Source organism: Rheinheimera metallidurans (genome assembly GCF_036983985.1).
GTDB lineage: Bacteria > Pseudomonadota > Gammaproteobacteria > Enterobacterales > Alteromonadaceae > Alishewanella > Alishewanella metallidurans.
Genome location: NZ_JALAHQ010000001.1, coordinates 218708 through 236290 on the forward strand (window position 1 = coordinate 218708; position 17583 = coordinate 236290).

The 17583-nt window shown below is 43.4% G+C and carries 16 protein-coding genes; 9 read left to right on the plus strand and 7 right to left on the minus strand.

The genetic code is table 11. The features are described 5' to 3' along the window. The first annotated feature begins 42 nt into the window (after positions 1-42). The 3 genes from MN199_RS01085 (at position 43) to MN199_RS01095 (ending at position 3432) form a co-directional block, all read left to right on the plus strand. Positions 43-273: a helix-turn-helix domain-containing protein gene (locus MN199_RS01085; protein WP_335738140.1), complete on the plus strand. Its 231-nt coding sequence runs from the start codon at positions 43-45 to the stop codon at positions 271-273. Between the two features lie 499 nt (positions 274-772). Beyond that, positions 773-2338 (plus strand): AAA family ATPase, encoded by a 1566-nt coding sequence (locus MN199_RS01090; protein ID WP_335738141.1) that lies wholly within the window; start codon positions 773-775, stop codon positions 2336-2338. A 2-nt stretch (positions 2339-2340) separates the two neighbouring features. Then, positions 2341-3432, plus strand: a complete 1092-nt coding sequence (locus tag MN199_RS01095) for a hypothetical protein (protein WP_335738142.1) — start codon at positions 2341-2343, stop codon at positions 3430-3432. 80 nt (positions 3433-3512) lie between these two features. On the opposite strand, the gene MN199_RS14760 is transcribed toward MN199_RS01095, so the two are convergent. The 6 genes from MN199_RS14760 to MN199_RS01120 form a co-directional block, all read right to left on the minus strand. After that, on the minus strand, positions 3513-3611 hold the full coding sequence (locus MN199_RS14760; protein ID WP_418338058.1) for a DUF4113 domain-containing protein: 99 nt from the start codon (positions 3609-3611) through the stop codon (positions 3513-3515). Positions 3612-3939: 328 nt separating this feature from the next. Continuing rightward, positions 3940-4656: a Fic/DOC family protein gene (locus tag MN199_RS01100; protein WP_335738143.1), complete on the minus strand. Its 717-nt coding sequence runs from the start codon at positions 4654-4656 to the stop codon at positions 3940-3942. Beyond that, positions 4640-5314 carry a hypothetical protein gene (locus MN199_RS01105; protein WP_335738144.1) on the minus strand — a complete coding sequence of 225 codons (675 nt, stop codon included), beginning with the start codon at positions 5312-5314 and terminating at the stop codon, positions 4640-4642. Before MN199_RS01105 ends, MN199_RS01100 begins: the two co-directional genes overlap by 17 nt. A gap of 228 nt (positions 5315-5542) precedes the next feature. After that, a complete protein-coding gene (locus tag MN199_RS01110) occupies positions 5543-6829 on the minus strand; it encodes a tyrosine-type recombinase/integrase (RefSeq protein ID WP_335738145.1) in 1287 nt (428 codons plus the stop codon). 13 nt (positions 6830-6842) lie between these two features. After that, entirely contained in the window at positions 6843-8120 is a 1278-nt protein-coding gene (locus tag MN199_RS01115; protein ID WP_335738146.1) for a tyrosine-type recombinase/integrase, read from the minus strand. A gap of 332 nt (positions 8121-8452) precedes the next feature. Further along, positions 8453-9493 (minus strand): TlpA family protein disulfide reductase, encoded by a 1041-nt coding sequence (locus tag MN199_RS01120; protein ID WP_335738147.1) that lies wholly within the window; start codon positions 9491-9493, stop codon positions 8453-8455. Positions 9494-9529: 36 nt separating this feature from the next. Here MN199_RS01120 and MN199_RS01125 point away from each other — a divergent pair, with 36 nt between their 5' ends. The 6 genes from MN199_RS01125 (at position 9530) to MN199_RS01150 (ending at position 15140) form a co-directional block, all read left to right on the plus strand. Then, positions 9530-10054, plus strand: a complete 525-nt coding sequence (locus tag MN199_RS01125; RefSeq protein ID WP_132581500.1) for a TIGR00645 family protein — start codon at positions 9530-9532, stop codon at positions 10052-10054. A 92-nt stretch (positions 10055-10146) separates the two neighbouring features. Continuing rightward, positions 10147-10638 (plus strand): MgtC/SapB family protein, encoded by a 492-nt coding sequence (locus MN199_RS01130; RefSeq protein ID WP_132581502.1) that lies wholly within the window; start codon positions 10147-10149, stop codon positions 10636-10638. A gap of 357 nt (positions 10639-10995) precedes the next feature. Further along, the gene (locus tag MN199_RS01135; protein WP_335738148.1) at positions 10996-12225 is read left to right on the plus strand and encodes an efflux RND transporter periplasmic adaptor subunit; all 1230 of its coding nucleotides are present in this window, start codon (positions 10996-10998) and stop codon (positions 12223-12225) included. Beyond that, complete coding sequence (locus MN199_RS01140) at positions 12222-13445, plus strand: ABC transporter permease (RefSeq protein WP_207903128.1); 1224 nt, start codon at positions 12222-12224, stop codon at positions 13443-13445. Before MN199_RS01135 ends, MN199_RS01140 begins: the two co-directional genes overlap by 4 nt. After that, positions 13438-14145, plus strand: coding sequence for an ABC transporter ATP-binding protein (locus MN199_RS01145; protein WP_335738149.1), 708 nt, complete (start codon positions 13438-13440; stop codon positions 14143-14145). Before MN199_RS01140 ends, MN199_RS01145 begins: the two co-directional genes overlap by 8 nt. 62 nt (positions 14146-14207) lie before the next feature. Beyond that, complete coding sequence (locus MN199_RS01150; protein ID WP_335738150.1) at positions 14208-15140, plus strand: dienelactone hydrolase family protein; 933 nt, start codon at positions 14208-14210, stop codon at positions 15138-15140. Positions 15141-15203: 63 nt separating this feature from the next. Here the strand turns inward: MN199_RS01150 and metE are convergent, their stop codons facing one another. After that, positions 15204-17525 (minus strand): 5-methyltetrahydropteroyltriglutamate--homocysteine S-methyltransferase, encoded by a 2322-nt coding sequence (gene metE / locus MN199_RS01155; protein WP_335738151.1) that lies wholly within the window; start codon positions 17523-17525, stop codon positions 15204-15206. Between the last annotated feature and the right edge of the window lie 58 nt (positions 17526-17583).

Genomic DNA, 17583 nt, shown 5'->3' on the forward strand with positions numbered 1-17583 from the left:
TCTAATTACCATAGTGGCAGCCCTAAAGAATAAGGGCGCACAATGACTGATTTGGCTTTGCAAATAGGTGAGAATATACGCAAGCGAAGGCTTGAAATTGGTCTTAGCCAAGATAATCTTGCGCTTACCGCTGAAATCGATCGTAGCTACATAGGTCGCATTGAGCGCGGTTCAGTTAACATTACGATCGAGATGCTTTACAAAATTTCAATTCCGCTTCAGTGCGACCCAAAAACGTTGTTACCAGAAGCTGATAAGCGTTTAGTGCAGTAAAAGTTAGGAAGGCTAATGAAGTAGCCGCTGAATCTAGTTCAGCGATTTAATATGTACTACAGTTTTATTGTGCTGTTTATACCCTCAAAAAACTCACCGAAATTACGTTGTGATTCAAATTAACTTGTCTCGTTAAGCATTAGCGATCATGAAGCTTTCAGAGCTCAATTATGTTGCATAAGTGTAATATTTAGCTAAAGTAGTGACAGCCTGCGATAAGTTCACTAACTTAGTAACAGATAGTGCTGTTTGTCACTAACCTATTGAAAATAACGCGCTTTAATATGTATTAAAGTGCAGATAATCATATATAACTATGTGTTATTAGCGGACCTATGCCAAGTCTAGGAAACTGTTGGCTATTCAGTTTAGACAAGGAAGTTAAAATAGGTGTATTCAAATGATTTAGGTTTTATACACAGTCAACGGTACTGTATGTGGCACAAAAGAGTATTTAAATGCTGAAGAGTTTCTAGTGTTTTAGGGGAGTAATTCCGGTATGAAATTCAAAATAATAAAAAAGGATGTAAAGTTTCCGACTTCAGGATTAAATGAGCTATATCTGACCGTCGATTTCTGGAATGATTTCTCGTTCGTTACGCAATTTTATCTTTCGTTTTATGATTCTAGTGGTACATACCACGATATTGGGAATATTAAAATTGGTTTTGTTGGGCAAACGACGGAGGTTTCAACATACGAAAAATTAACTCCTGAGTTTGTTGACTTGCCTAGTAATTTTTTCTCGTTAGGTGAGGGGCCTGATTTTTATAAAAAAATCGTTAAACTAGGAGATGTTGGTAAAAGAATTCTCAAGTCATTAAACGACATTGTGCATAATATTGAAGTCATAGACCTTATAAAGGAAGAGAAAGTTTTTAGCGATTCATTCCTTCGTAACACTAGCCTTTCTGTGATAAAGGGACAATATGCGAGAATACTATCAGGTGGAACTACATTAACCGATTATGATTTCAAGTTTATGCGAAACAGGAGTGAGAATTTTGGTGGGCTATCACTAAGTTTTAATGTTCGCGTAGGTGCTAGGCCGACTACGAATATACATGCAATCATAGGTAGAAATGGTGTTGGAAAGACAACTATTTTGAATGGCATGATTGAAGCAATAACAAATCTCGGTGCAACGGACGCAAGATTTAAGCAAACTCTAGGTTTTCGAGATGTTGACATTGATGAATCGTATTTTAGTAGCTTGGTTTCAGTGTCTTTTAGTGCTTTTGACCCTTTTGTTCCGCCACCTGAGCAGAGTGATCCAGCAAAAGGTACATGTTATTTTTATATTGGGCTTAAGGACCCAAAAAACTCAGGTTTGCACCGCAATATTTCAGATCTGCATGATGATTGCGTAGTTGCATTAACAAGATGCTTTCATAACCCTTTAAAGGCGAAGCGTTGGCATTCTGCCATAAATAAATTGGGTTCAGACGATAACTTTGCTTCGATGGCATTAAGTTATCTTGAAGTGGCGTTTCATGAGCTTAAAAAAAGCTCAAAAAAGCAATCAGATAGTGACGAATTTAAAAGGGAATTTAAATCTCTAATCTCAACGTATTTGAACCGAATGAGTTCCGGCCATGCGATTGTATTACTGACAATTACAAGGTTAGTTTCTGTAGTTGAAGAGAAAACACTTGTTCTGCTTGATGAGCCAGAAAGCCATTTACATCCCCCATTACTTTCAGCATTTATAAGAGCACTTTCTGAATTGCTTCTAGACCAAAATGGTGTGTCTATAATAGCTACACATTCCCCTGTTGTGTTGCAAGAGGTTCCGAAATCATGCGTATGGAAGATATACCGAAAAGGCGAAAATGTAACGGCGAGCAGGCCAAATATTGAGACATTCGCTGAGAATGTTGGAGTATTAACTAGTGAGGTTTTCAATTTAGAAGTTGAGCGCTCAGGTTTTCACGACATTCTCGAAAATTCAGTTCGATCAGGAAAAACCTATGAAGAAATTCTAGCGGAGTACGATAAACAAATTGGTTTTGAGGGAAGAGCGATTTTAAAGGTCCTTATCGCTAAGCGTGAAAGAGAGTCTTAGTCATGATGCTTCTTAATGAGCCTCTTTATACTTTTGAACAAACTATCGATGAGTGTATTCTCGGCGTCACAGGGAATGACTCTCTACGTGAAAAGTTGATCGCGAGCAAAGGTGATTTTTCTAATGCGGGCATGCAATACAGATACGCAGCAAGTACAGCTGAACTTTATGCTTTACAACCTGTAAGTGTAGGTGGAGATCCTGAAGTAATTAATGCTCTTAAAAAAAGTGAGTTGGTCAAGCTTTATGAGCAATATTTTAGGGCTTCTGAAAAGCCGGCTAGAAAAGTATATGATGCCATTTTAAATTCTGCACAAGATAAGTGTCCGTTTTGCGGGGGAATAGGTACTCCACGCAACTTAGATCACTTCTTGCCCAAGTCTCATTATCCACAATTCTCTGTTTTGCCCAGCAATCTGGTACCTTCATGCCGAGATTGTAATATGGATGGAAAAGGGGAAAACTTCGCTATCAGTGCTGAAAAGCAAATAATTCAACCTTATTTAGATAAGCAAAGATTTTTTATAGACCAATGGATCTTTGCTTTTTATGTTTCAGTTGATGATGGTGAGCCGGGAGTGTTTCAATATTATGTTTCACCTCCTGAGAGTTGGCCTGAGGTCGATAAACATAGAGCTCGGAGACATTTTGAAGTATTTGATTTGGCTAAGCGTTTTGCAACGAAAGCCGCTGAGCAATTGGGTATTGTGCTTGGGCAGATCAGATCTATGGAACAGGCGGGGCTCGACATCAGCGTTATTAAAAGTGTGCTTCTGCAGCCAGCAATTGAAACAGCTCAGTTCTCGAATCATTGGCAAAAGGTCATGTATCAAGCTTTGTGTAATCATTATACCGAAAAAAAGTACAGGCTAAAAAAATGCCCAGTTTGCGAGGGGGAATGTTCATTCTTTAACTACTTTTGTCCACTGTGTCGTGGAGATGGAGTCGTTGAAGCGCAACTTGAAATAGATATCTCTGATTACGAATACTTGAAATGTCCTGAATGTGATGGTTGGGAAAGGTGTCGTTTGTGTTCCGGTAACGGCAGGATAAGCAGAGATAAAGCTCTTGAAATGACTAGGAATAGGCCATAACAATCAGCTGCACAGCGACAGGTTGCGGCTAAAACTGGCGCCTGAGCCAGTCGTTAATGTTTGTTCTTCGCTCAAAACACCTATTTAGCTTGAGGTAAATCAACCCAGCTGGTCGTGTATTGCTGTGACAACATGCCGCGCTTCATTGACCAGTCTTGCTTTATACCAATGAAGCTCAATTCAGGCAGCAGCTGTGGAGATGGAAATCAGTAGGACGAACTCTCTTAAACCTGCCTAAAATTGAAAAGCGCGATCACAAGTTAAGAATATCAGTCGTCAGCGTAGACAACATAACGTGCTACTCTGGGCTTCCCAGGTTTTACTAGACACGCTTAATTGTTATGAGAAATCCTGAGTGTAATTTGATCTAAAAACTGCATATTTAATGCTCTATGCAAATATTATTCATTTTTGTAGCAGCTCATGCTCATTAGCAGCATCAGATAAACTTTATTAGCTATTTTAAGCACTAAAATGCACTTTAATAAGTGTTAAAGAGCATTTTCCTTATTTATTTCGGTTAAGTTCAAATTCTCGATACTTAGAAAGCACTTCTTTGTTAGAGTACTCGCCTTCAACTAGATCCTGTTCGTGGCTACCATCTAGACCTTTGACTTGGCCAATCGAACCACCCCATTCAAGTCTGTCCCTGGATGGTACGATGAAATTCGACAAGTAGCTGTCTAAGTGATTATTACCTGGTGATGCGATTTCCTTGCTTAATGCAGATAAATACTCCATCTTTTTTGTTTGCTGCCAGTCAATGCAGAATCCAGCACGATGACACAGCTCGCTGTGAATGATCAGCATGGTCCTTCCATTGCCATCAAGAAAGGGATGGCCATAAGCAAAGTAACCCATCACTTCGCCAGGACGTTTTGCCATTTGTTTTTTGTCATGGCCGATTTTAAGTCCTTCAACTACCGCTCGCTCAAGATCAAGTGGGTGACAGAACTGCGTATTCGCTTTTGATATTGCTAAATTTGGTGCTATTTCGTATCGATCTTTACCAGCCCACGGATAAAACTCAAAGAACAGAATCTTATGCACTTCTTTGAAGTCTGAATAAGTGAGTTGCTGCCTCTGGGAGAGATAGTTAATTGCATCGTCAAGACCGGCCCTGAACATTGTGTGCTCGATTTCGCGGACTATATCAAGATTTTTTTCGTAAAAGCGGTTCCGAAGATAACCGGCAGTTTCAAAATCCTTAAACGGATCGAACACTTTGATTTCTTTCCCTGAGATAGTTAACAGTTAGTATTGCGACCTCTTTCGAGGTGATCTTACCGGCTCTCTTCATTGCGATTAGCAGATCCTCAACTGTATCTTGGCGGACTTCATCACCGGCAAGTCTGGTTACTGTATTTGCCCACAGATCCATTGAGTGATGCTTATATTTGACCTTATTAGCATTAGCCAGATTTTCTATATATTTAGCCACGTTTTTTGTTGGGAATTGGACTAATTTATTTGCTTTACGACTTTTAGTACTGCTCGGGCCGCCACAAAAAAGTATTCTGATTCCGTTGATATTGATACTTCTTGAGACTCGAGAATTTTTTGTCTCAATCTTGATTGTTTTACCCGCTTTAAGGTCATTTGATTCAAGTGATAAGGAAGTTTTTAATGAAAAGCCCAATTTTTCAGCGGTATCGGTGATAACGGTTGATAGGGTATTGCTTAGTTTTGCGGTAGAGCTATCAATAAAACTAGCCTTTGCATAAATGCCTCTGCCAAGCCTGTAAATGAAGCCTTTATTTATCAAGCTATCTAGGACATGGGATACCTGTGTCGGGCTACCAAGACCAACGACATCAGAGCGAAGTACTATTGAGCCAGAACGTCGACTTATTGATTGACGCATACGAGTTTCTAGATTCATAAAAGACACTCCGACTATGAATTTATTTAATTATACTACAAAAGTGACACTAAAATAATAATAATTAAATTCATTTAAATCAATGCCTTGTGTGTTATTAATGTGTTTACTAACCGGCATAAAATGTTTGAGTAAACGAGAGGTTGAAATGTCATTATTTATCAATGTAGTAATCGATAGAATTATGGAGATAACCGAATAGATAGCTTTCGATACAGCACAATGAGTTTAAATAAATTTTCTTTTCTCAAAGTTCTCAGCAAGCCAACCATAGTCCCTGATATTCGCATCTTTGGCTTTTTGGCTAATCTCCCGTCTTTTTAATGAATCAGGCTCCCTCTGTTTATAATTCACACCACTAAACTCAGGCCTGAACATCGAAGGCAACAGATGGCTATACGTGCGGTCAATCATCTCTATACTGGTGCCACATTGCTTAGCCAGTGATGCAATATCAGCTTTGGTTTTCAGGTTCCAGGTAATGTATGAGTGGCGCAGGGAGTAAAGTGTACGTTCACCGTAAGGGCTTTTCTTCAGGTTAAGTTTAGCCAATATGTCAGAGAACTTGCGGCTCAAGCTCTTTGGGTCTTTTCCGTTTGCCAATAGGAAGACTTTCTCATTGGCTTGTCTGTTAGGGAATCGTGTTACCAAATCTTCAAGGTTTGCTATAAAATCACTGCGCACCACTACTTGCCGGACACCGGTGAATTCGGTTGTCTTACCCTTGCGCACAGCTACGGTGATTTCTGGTACGCCGTCATTTAACCTGAAGCTGATATCACGCCATTCAACATGCTCAACCTCTGTGCCTGGCCGCATACCAGTTGCTACAACAAAGTCGATATAGTCATACAACAGTTCAAGTAACATTTTGCTTTTCTTGTTCTTGGTACGATGCATGTCATCCAAGATGTAGTCAGATATTTTCCTGAACTCTTCCCAGCTGAATGCAGCACGGCGCTGCTGGCGCTTACCTTGGGTATCAAAGGATGGAACTTGGTACTTAGTTATTTGACCTGATTTCAGCGCTTTCTCGAATACTTTGCCAAGCACGGCGTTATGATTTTGCAGGGACGAACTCGACATCTCACCGCCAAACCTTTCTTTACGCCATTCTGAAAACGCATCCATAGCTGACTGATCAATCTGGTTTATTCGGTGGCCTGTAAAAAAGGGGATGTGATACTTATTCAGAATGCCAATGTAATTGCTTTTAGTTTTAGTTGATTGGCCGGTAGTTTTTGCCAGTGCTATGGCTTTGTTTAAGTCTTCTTTTACTTCATTAGCAATGTCTTCAAATTTTTGCGCACCAGACCGAATGCCGAGCTCATGTTCGGCCCGGCGTTTGTAATATTCATCGGTTGCTTTGATTTTGGCAGTTTCTTGGTCATATTCGCCAGTGGAGTAGGTGATATGCTTCTTGCCGATCTTAAAGCGTGCATACCACCGTTTGGAGTTCTGCTGAGTGAAAATGTATAGGCCATCAATGATGGTTATTTTCTGCAGATACGCCACCAATTACTCCTTATTAGATGAAACCTCGCTGCTTATAGTTTTGCGCCCAGCGAGCAATTTGATTTTGCAGCAGCTCGTCGTAGTGTACTTCTGAGAACTGCTTATTAACCAGCTTCTTGGTTTCAAGCTCCACCCCAGAGAGCTGCCGACCGAACATTCTCGGAATGACATGGCTGTAATGCTGCTCAATCATCTGGATGCCTGTGCCACATTGTCGCGCTAACACATCAATACTGACATTTTGGGCCATAAGCTCCCAGGTGATATAGCTGTGACGTAATGAATATAAACTTCTTTCCCCCTGTTGGGAATTCTTTAGTTTAGTTAATTCAAGGGCTTTTTCGAAATGCCGTGGCATTTCTTTGGCTGAAGTACCATCCGATAACACAAATATTTTGTTGTCCTTTAGCCTATTCGGAAATCGATGGCTTAGGCGCTGTAGTACTTTTACTATCGCTTCTTTACAGACAATTTCCCTGGTGCCGGTGTACTTAGTTGTTTTGCCTTTACGGACTGTCACATAAAAACGGCAACGCTCAGTATCACGTTCAATGTGCATATCAGCCCATGTCAGGTTATCCATTTCAGAGCCTGGCCTCATGCCCGTTAGGATAGCGAAGTCCATATAATCCAATAAAAGCTCTCTGATCTGCCGGGTCTTCTCTTTGCGGCTTTCATGCTGGATTTCTTCTATTTTCTCACGGACCTTAAGATATTCGTCAATGTTGAAAGCAGCACGGCGTTGGCCGCCCACACCTTTATTTTCCAGCGAAGGAACTTGGCTTACCAGCATCCACTTCTTTTTTACCGCATAGTCGAACACCATTTGCAGGGCTGCGTTGTGATTCTGAACTGTTGACTTGGCAGGGACGCGACCAAGCTGAGTAACCCGCCATTGGTCGAACTCGGTGAGAAGGTCATCGTCAATTCTGGTCACATGCGTACTACCAAAAAATGCTATATGGTATCTACGCAGTGCGCCTATATAATCGTCATAGATGACTTTGCCCATACCAGCAGTTAAGGCTTGCTTCATTTGCTGGATAACCTTATCTGCTACAAATGCGAAGCGTTTGGTCTCTACGACAAAGTTGTTGGTTTCGTAACGGATTTCATATTCGATAAAAATTCGATGAGCCTTAGCTATAGCCTCGCTCAGATCACGGGTTTTGGTGGTGCGGGAGAAGTGGGTTTTGTTTATTTTGAGGCGGGCAATCCAGTTATAGCAGTTGCTTTGCTTGTAGATTTGCAGGTCTGGTGTAAGGCGATGTTTTTCGATGACTTTTGACATTGTTGAGCTCCATGTATAGCTCTCATTTTGCAAAGATTTTGTAAAGTTTGCTTTTTGAGAGAATTATCTGCTTAATTTTCAGCTAGATAACCATATATGAAGTTCATTCAAAATCCGCCGGGGGAAACTCCGTGTCGGTTCGAGTCCGACCCTAGGCACCATATATTCAATATTCTGCTGTTTGGCAGTACACGCGAAAAACAACTGACGTCAAAAGTATAATTTCCTCGTAACATAAACGCAGGAGACGCTGCGGCTAATAAGCAGTTATATGCACTAGCTAAAGCCGTTGCTATGCACTAACTGGTTGCGCAACCCAAGTTATTAACCAATCAAAAATACTGCTCAATACTTTGCTGTAAACTGGCTGCCGATAGCTCGCCCATATGGCTATGTACCAATTGACCGTTAGCATCAAAATACAAGGTAACGGGTAAACCAAACGCGCCCATACTGGTTGCCATATCACCTTTACTATCTAACAGCACATGCTTAAAGCTCAAGCCTTTCTGCTGTAAAAAATGCTCAACGGTATGAATGGGTTCTCGCTGATTAAGCAGAATAAATTTCACATCGTTATGGCGTTGTTCCGCCTGCTGTAACACTGGCATTTCACGCCGACAAGGCGGGCACCAAGTAGCCCATAAATTAACCACCGTTGGCTGTTGTTGACTAATTTCTGGCAGCGTTACAGTTTGACCGTCTAGCTGCATAAAACTGCTGTGCGGTAACACCGATTGCTCGCGCCCTGCGCTAATTACTAAGCTAAAAACCACATATAAACCTGCCATTGTTAATACACCAGACAGCAAGGCTTTACGTAAGTGTCGTTGGCGTAACTGTAAAAACAACACCACGACAGAGCTAAATAAGGCAGCCGTATAATCGATACCACGATCTCGAATATCAAACATCTGCCAAACGCTGTCGTAACTATCAGCAAAGCGCAGCACAAACACCAATCTACCTATCACTAACCCTGCCAACAAAATCAGCATTAACGCGTTTGACGCCTTTTCTTTCTTTTCTGTGTCGCCCTTTTTTGCGACTAATGAGCTGACGGTAAAACCAATAATGACACTAATTAACACCAGTAATGGCGACACCGGTAAAGCCAAAGAGCCAATGTTAACCGTTATCATTATTTCTCCATTTTCATCATTATAAAAACTGGTTGGCGTTGCTGAATATCCTAACTCTTGCGGCATCGTAGTATTCGCATTAACTGCTTCAATACCATTTCTATTCGCTTTTTGATCGTATTTAGTGCCGTCTTTACCTAACACAGTGTAATGCAGCAATAATACATGAGCCGGATCATGAAATGGTAACGGCGATAAGCAACTACTGTTTCCGAAATGTAACAGACTCATATATAATTTACTCCTTCTTAAAAGTATGAGAGCTGTATGTTAGAAAAAATTGAACAAAGTTTGGAAACGACTATTTTTAGAAGTCGCTGGATATTAGCGCCGTTTTATGTCGGTTTAATTCTTAGTGTATTTATATTATTTATTAAATTTGCTCAAGAGTTATGGCATTTGATCACGGGAGTTTTTAGCGCGACTGAAGCAGACGTTATCGTTGGTATGCTGGCGTTAGTTGATATGTCTTTGGTAGCCAGTTTGTTACTAATGATTATATTCAGTGGGTATGAAATATTTATATCAAAAATCGATATTGGTGATCACAAAGACCGTCCAGATTGGATGGGTAAAGTTGATTTTTCTGGCTTAAAATTAAAAGTTATTGGCGCTATCGTTGCCATTTCTGCTATTGATCTTTTAAAGTCATTTATGGATATATCTGCCGATATGAGTGATGCAAATGAGAATAGTTTAAAGTGGAAAGTCATCATTCATATGGCGTTTGTAGTGTCTGGCGTACTCTTTGCCATAATGGATAAAGTTGCGGGCGATACAAAAAAACATTAATGAATTCAGTCTCAGTCAGACACGCCGACTCGCATCATCGTAACGTTTCCAAGTATACATTTGACAACAGTACGAAAACATAAGAGGTAACTATGGAAGTTTGGCTAGATGAGATAGTAAACACTATTAGAGATGAATTTTCTGATCTGCCGGATATAGCGGGTGTAACAAGGATAACCGTCAGATTGTTGTTGGCGGCGATACTTGGCGGCCTACTTGGGTTTGAGCGAGAGCAAAAAGGTAAATCGGCAGGGTTGAGAACTCATATGCTCGTTGCGCTTGGCGCTGCGCTTTTTGTGCTCATTCCACAACAAGCGGGCGTGTCGGATGCTGACCTAATGCGAGTATTACAAGGTCTAATCACAGGTGTTGGTTTTCTTGGTGCGGGGACAATCATTAAAAGTGCTGGGGGCGAGGATGTCAAAGGATTAACTACCGCAGCTGGGATCTGGTTAACTGCCGCAATCGGCATGGCAGCTGGATTAGGTCGTGAGGCAACCGCTATTCTCAGTACTTTGTTGGCACTATTTATTCTTTATGTAATACCTAGATTTATTCTGATATTTGAAAATCGAATTAAGTAGGTGTGATTTTAAAGATTACTATTCTATGAGATGTGTCTACATAAATCAGACTATCTGGCGTAGATGCCATTGTCATGTTAACGATGCTAGGTACTTCAAAAGAGGCAATATCTATATTAGTTAAGGTAATATTTTGTTTAATCGCGTGTCATCAGCAAGGCATTTAAAAAATTTCGTATGTGCTGACTGAGTGGCTGGTTAATTAAATTTTTAGATTATTAGCCGATTTATAATCTAACAATAATATTCTCGTTTAAACATGTGTTTATTAGCCCATAATACAAACCGCCAAGCACATTGCGAAATCGTACCGCGTACATGCTATTCTTCTAATCTAAACCATATTGGAGAGATCGATTGCACGCTAGCCGTTATAAGCCGTTAATTATTGTCTCGCTGTTGCTCTTTGCCGTGGGCTTTGCTGTGCTGCGTTGGTGGCAGGGGCCTAAGCTTGCTGGCTATGTTGTTGCGTCAACGCCGCTGGTACAAACCGTGGTAGCAACCGGGCGGGTAGTTACCGTGTCGCGGGCGCAAGTAGGCAGTGAAATTACCGGTGTTGTGCTAGAACGCCATGTAAAAGAGGGTGACCAGGTTGCCCCAGGTGATGTGCTATTAGTGTTACGCGCTGACGATATTGCTGCGCAAGTGCGACAGGCTGAAGCTGCACTAATGGAATTGACGACAAGCACACGGCCCCAAGCAGCAGTAGCCATGAATAATGCTGAAACCCAGTTAGCTCAGGCTAATCGCGAATTAGCGCGGCGGCGCGATCTGACTCAACGCGCATTATTACCAGCAGAAGCACTAGAGCAAGCAGAGCAAGCGCAGCGTTTAGCGAGTAATGCTTATGAAACGGCACGGCTAAACGCAGCCGCGTTAGCCGGCAATGGTGTTGAAGAGCAGCAGGCGCAACAGCGTCTTGCCGCGCTGCAAGCGCAGCTAGCCAAAACGATAGTGCGCAGCCAGGTAGCTGGCACCGTGCTAACACGTAATGCCGAGCCTGGCGACTTAGTACAGCCAGGCAAGGTGCTGTTTACTATTGCATTAGCTGGCCATACTGAAATTTTAGTACCCTTAGATGAGCGTAATTTATCGCGACTAGCCTTGCAGCAACCGGCTTTTGCTATTGCTGATGCCTACCCTAATCAGCCGTTTGCCGCACACGTTAACTTTATTGCGCCCAGTATCGACCCGCAGCGCGGTACGGTAGATGTGCGCTTAAGTGTGGTGCCAGAGCCAGCGTTTTTACGCCAAGATATGACAGTATCTGTGAATATTGAAACCGGGCGACGCGAACAGGCATTAACCATTGCCAATGATGCGCTAAGTGCAGTGCAGGCCGACCATGCGCAGGTGTTGCTAGTGCGCAGTGGCAAAATACAACGACAAACCGTGGGCTTAGGCTTACGGGGTTTAGTTAGAACCGAAGTGCTAACGGGTTTACACGGCGGTGATCAGGTGCTTGCCGATGCCGCTTCTACATTAGAAGAGGGTACGCGGGTGCGTTTTGTTGAGCAAAACATGCTGCCCAATAGCGGTACTAATAGTGCAAATACCCGCAACGAACTACCGGTAAAGCTTAATTGACGCGCTTTTTTGCACGGCTATGGATAGAGTGGACAATTGCACTCGGCTTTTTGCGTGAGGGGCGAGCGCAATCGGTAATGATTAGTGTTGGTGTGGCCGTTGGCGTGGCAGTAATTGTGTTTGTTACCGCGTTAATTCAGGGGTTACAGTCGAACATTATTGAACGCACCCTTGGCACGCAAGCACATATTCGTTTAATTTCGCCCGATGAAGTAAACATTGTGCTGCCCACAGCAAAGGGTACCTTGCAATTAATACAAGAAGATAAACGTGCCCAGCGTTTGCGTTCAATTAATAACTGGCAGCAAATTAGTGCTAGCTTAGACCAATTACCGCTACTTACCGCTGTGTCACCGGTGGTATCTGGCCCTGCCTTTGCTCGGCGTGGTGAGGCCGTTGGCTCTGTCGCTTTGGTCGGGATAGATCTTGCGCGTTACCAAAAAATTATTCCATTAAAAAACTATCTGATTGGTGGCCAACTACGAGTAGGGGCGGGCGATGCGCTTATTGGTAGTCAATTAGCCAAAGATCTGGGTGTGCAAGTGGGCAGTAAACTACGCTTAGATACTGGGCAGCAAAATAGTGCGGTGGTTAATATTGCCGGTATTTTTGAATTGGGTGTGCGCGAGCTAGATGCGCGTTATGTGTATTTAGATTTAAAGCAGGCGCAGTCGCTACTGGGTTTGCCTGGCGGGGTTACGGTAATCGATCTTAGGGTTGCTGATATCTTTGCCGCCGAAACCATAGCCGGCCAAGTTGGGCGTTTAACCTCGTTACAAGCCGAAAGCTGGATAAAAACTAACGCGCAACTTATGAATGCGCTTACCGCGCAAAGCCTGTCGACCAATATGATTATTGTGTTTGTTGCTATTTCTGTGGCCTTTGGTATTGCTAGCGTGTTGTCAGTTAGCGTAGTGCAACGCACGCGTGAAATTGGTATTTTGCGAGCAACAGGTGCCACACGACAGCAAATTTTACGCATATTTTTAATTCAAGGCGCGGTGTTTGGCTTGTTAGGCTCGCTGATTGGCACCGGCGTTAGCTATGCGCTAGTGTGGGTGTTTAATCGCTTTGGCCCTGGTTTATTTTATATTCCGGTATCTAGCACACTCATTTTAGTTACCATGTTATTAGCGACGCTAACCGGAGTGTTGGCCGCGGCTGTGCCATCGCGCCGTGCGGCAGCGCTAGACCCGGTAGTAGCGATCCGTTATGTCTGATAATACGCGCGAGGTGCTGCGCCTCGACAACTTACGCAAGTCTTATAACCTTGGTCAGCCGAACGAAATTGAAGTGCTGCATGGTATTAATTTTAATATTGGCCGTAATGACTTTGCGGCCTTAGTTGGCCCGTCAGGGTCTGGTAAGAGTACGCTGCTAAATATTCTCGGCTTGCTAGATAAGCCCACAAGCGGCGAGCTGTATCTACTAGGCCAAGCTACCAGCGGCATGGATGATGCCGCACGTACAGCGCTACGTGGAAGCAGTATTGGCTTTGTGTTTCAGTTTCATCATCTTATTCAAGCTTTTACAGCGTTAGAGAATGTGCTAATGCCGTTAATGCTTACCCGAGGTAAACCTGATAAGTTGGCACTGCAGCAAGCGCATGAGTTATTAGCTGCAGTGGGTTTAGCAACGTTTGCCAATAGTAAGCCTAATCAGCTATCGGGTGGGCAACAACAACGCGTGGCTATTGCTCGGGCACTGATCACCGAGCCTGCGTTGCTATTAGCCGATGAACCCACGGGTAATTTAGATACGCGTACAGCGGCAGACGTGTTCGACTTATTTCGTAAGGTTAATCGTGAGCGCGGCTGTGCGGTGTTGTTGGTAACACACGATCCACGCTTATCAGCATCTTGCGAGCGTACCATTAACCTAGTTGATGGCCGTATTGAAAGTGACACGTTGAATAACTAAACACGGATCGATTTTTCAAAATGAACCGTAGTGCTAAATGAACAGAACACGGAGCAACATCGATGAAAAATACAGTGCGTCAGCTACTTAAAACAGAATTTAAGCCAGAATCAGAGCAAAAACCACAGTTACCAGCTCAAGCTTATAAGTTATACGATAAATACGCTCACGGCATGCTAAGTCGGCGCGATTTCTTTAGTGCTATGGCAGGTTTAGCCGTTAATGCGGCATTGGCGGCTACCTTTATTAATAGCATGTTGCCCAACTATGCGTTAGCGCAGCAGGTATCGTTTAACGATGATGATATTACTGCTAGCTATCAGAAATTTACTTCTCCGCAGGGATATGGCGAAGGACGAGGATATTTAGTTAAGCCAAAACATCTAACTGCTGCGACATCAACGGTATTAGTGATCCATGAAAACCGCGGTTTAAATCCTTATATAGAAGATGTTGCTCGCCGCTTAGCTAAAGCCGGCTTTATTGCCTTTGCACCGGATGCCTTATGGCCGCTGGGCGGTTATCCGGGCAACGATGATGAAGGCCGTACTATGCAAAGTAGCCTGCAGCCAGAAAAAATTGTTGCCGATTTAAAAGCTGCCGCAACCTGGCTGAAACAGTTAGATGGTGGTAATGGCAAGCTTGGCGTCGTTGGTTTTTGTTTTGGCGGCTCTATGACCGGCCGTTTAGCCGCTGAATTGCCCGAAGCAGTAAACGCTGCCGTGCCTTTTTATGGCGCACCACCGGCGGCCGATAGCATTGTGGATATTAAAGCGCCAATGTTAATACAGTTGGCTGAACTTGATGAGCGGGTAAACCAGCAATGGCCAGCAGCAGAAGCGCTATTTAAGCAACATAGTTTGAACTACAAAATTGAAATTTACCCGGCGTCTCACCATGGTTTTCATAATGATTCTACTGCGCGCTATAACAAAGCCATGGCAGACTTAGCTTGGCAGCGTACGTTGGCTTTTTTTAAGCAGCATTTAAGCTAAATAAAATATTTTACGGTTTAACAAGAGCCAATTTCTAATTGGCTCTTGGCGACGTAACTCGTTTTAGGCTACTTGTTCTGCGGCTGCTGCGCGCAGGGCTTTAGCTGCGTCGACCATATTTTGTAACGCCGGAATAACTTCGTGCCACTGCCGTGTTTTTAGGCCGCAGTCTGGGTTTACCCAAAGCCGCTGTGCTGGAATACGCTCGGCGGCTTTTTGCATTAGCTTAGTAACCTGTTCAGCTGCAGGAATATTTGGCGAGTGAATATCGTACACGCCTGGCCCTATCTGGTTCGGGTAGGCAAACTGTTCAAATACATCGAGTAATTCCATATCAGAGCGTGAGGTTTCTATAGTGATAACATCGGCGTCCATGTGGGCAATGGCAGCAATAATGTCATTAAATTCTGAATAACACATATGAGTGTGAATTTGCGTTTCGTCTTTTACGCCGTTAGCGCTAATACGAAAGGCTTCTACCGCCCAGTCTAAATAGCTCTGCCATTGTGCTCGGCGCAGCGGTAAGCCTTCGCGCAGCGCTGCTTCGTCAATTTGAATTACGTTAACACCGGCTGCTTCTAAATCTTGTACTTCTTGGCGCACTGCTAACGCAAGTTGCAAGCAGCTATCGCGGCGGCTTTGATCGTCACGCACAAAAGACCAATTTAAAATAGTTACCGGGCCAGTTAACATGCCTTTCATCGGTTTGTCGGTTAGTGACTGGGCGTATTTAGTCCAGGCCACTGTCATGGGCTGCGGCCGGCTAATATCACCGAATAAAATGGGTGGTTTTACACAGCGCGAGCCATAAGACTGCACCCAGCCAAACTGGCTAAAAGCATAACCTTGCAGCTGTTCGCCAAAATATTCGACCATGTCGTTACGTTCAGCTTCGCCGTGCACCAATACATCTAGCCCCAGCTTTTCTTGTTCGCGTACCGCGTATTCAATTTCGGCTTTCATTTTTACTTCATATTCGCTGGCACTAATGCTGTGCTTTTTAAAGGCAAGCCTTGCTTGGCGAATTTCTTTAGTTTGCGGAAATGAGCCAATCGTGGTGGTGGGATACAGTGGCAATGGCAAATGCTTAGCTTGTTTCGCTGCGCGCACGCTATAACTACTTTGGCGTTTGCCTAGCTGTGCGCTAATGTTACTTACCGCCGCTTTTACTGCCGGGTTATGCACGCGAGGCGATGTATGGCGGCTGTTAATCGCAGCAAGGTTATCGGCTAGTTCACGGCCTACCGCATTTGGCCCGTCGTTTAGGGCTTTACCTAGTACAGTTAATTCGATTAGTTTTTGCTCAGCAAAAGCCAGCCAGCTAAGAATATCGGTATCAAGTTTTGTTTCATTATCCAAGTTTACCGGCACATGTAATAGCGAGCACGAAGGCGCTAACCATAAGCGCTCAGCCAGTTTAGCGGCTATAGGTTGCAGGTAAGCTAGTGTGATGTTTAAGTCGGTTTTCCAGATATTCCGGCCGTCAATAACACCCAGTGACAGCACCTTATCGCTGGGTAAGCTTGCCACAACTTGCTCAAGTTCGGCTTTACCGCGCACTGCATCAAAGTGAATGCCGGCAACGGGTAGGTTTAATGTTAACGTTAAATTATCGCCCAGGGTACCAAAGTAGGTGGCGAGTAATAGTTTAACAGGGCTAAATTTTAACGCCTGATAAGCCTGAGTTACCGCCTCTTGCCATGCCTGATCCAGCTCGGTTACTAACGCGGGTTCGTCAAGTTGCACCCATTCTGCACCCGCTTGGGCTAGCTCGGTTAGTAGCTGTTGGTAAACCGGTAAGAGTTTATGAAGCAACGCTAGCTTATTAGAGCTGTCTTTCTCTTTGCTTAGCCACAAGTAAGTGACTGGACCAATAAGTACCGGCTTAAACTTAACGCCTTGGGTTTTTGCTTCAGCTACTTGCGCCAAAATACGCGCACTATTAAGCGTAAATACGGTATCGGTTGTTACTTCAGGCACAATGTAATGGTAGTTCGTATCAAACCATTTAGTCATTTCGCCAGCGTGTATGCACTGGCATGGGCTATCGTTAGCCGAGCGGCCGCGCGCAATACGAAAATAATTATCCAGTTCGCTATCGTTTAAATGCGCTACCCGCTTAGGGAGATTGCCTAAGGTGAAGCTCATATCGAGCACCTGGTCGTATAGTGAGAAATCACCAACAGGTACAAGATCTAAGCTTTGTTGTAACGTCCAGTTTTTACTGCGGATTTGCCCCGCGGTAGCCAGCAACTCGGTTGCTGTGCTGTCGTTTTTCCAAAAGCTTTCTAACGCAAATTTTAATTCGCGCTTATTGCCAATACGCGGAAAGCCTAAGTTATGTAATTTTACTCGTTGTAACGAAACGTCGTGTGCAGTAGCCATAGTCACATCCTATTTATAATTCAATTTAACCATCTAGACGTCTAAATCTTATCGTGTA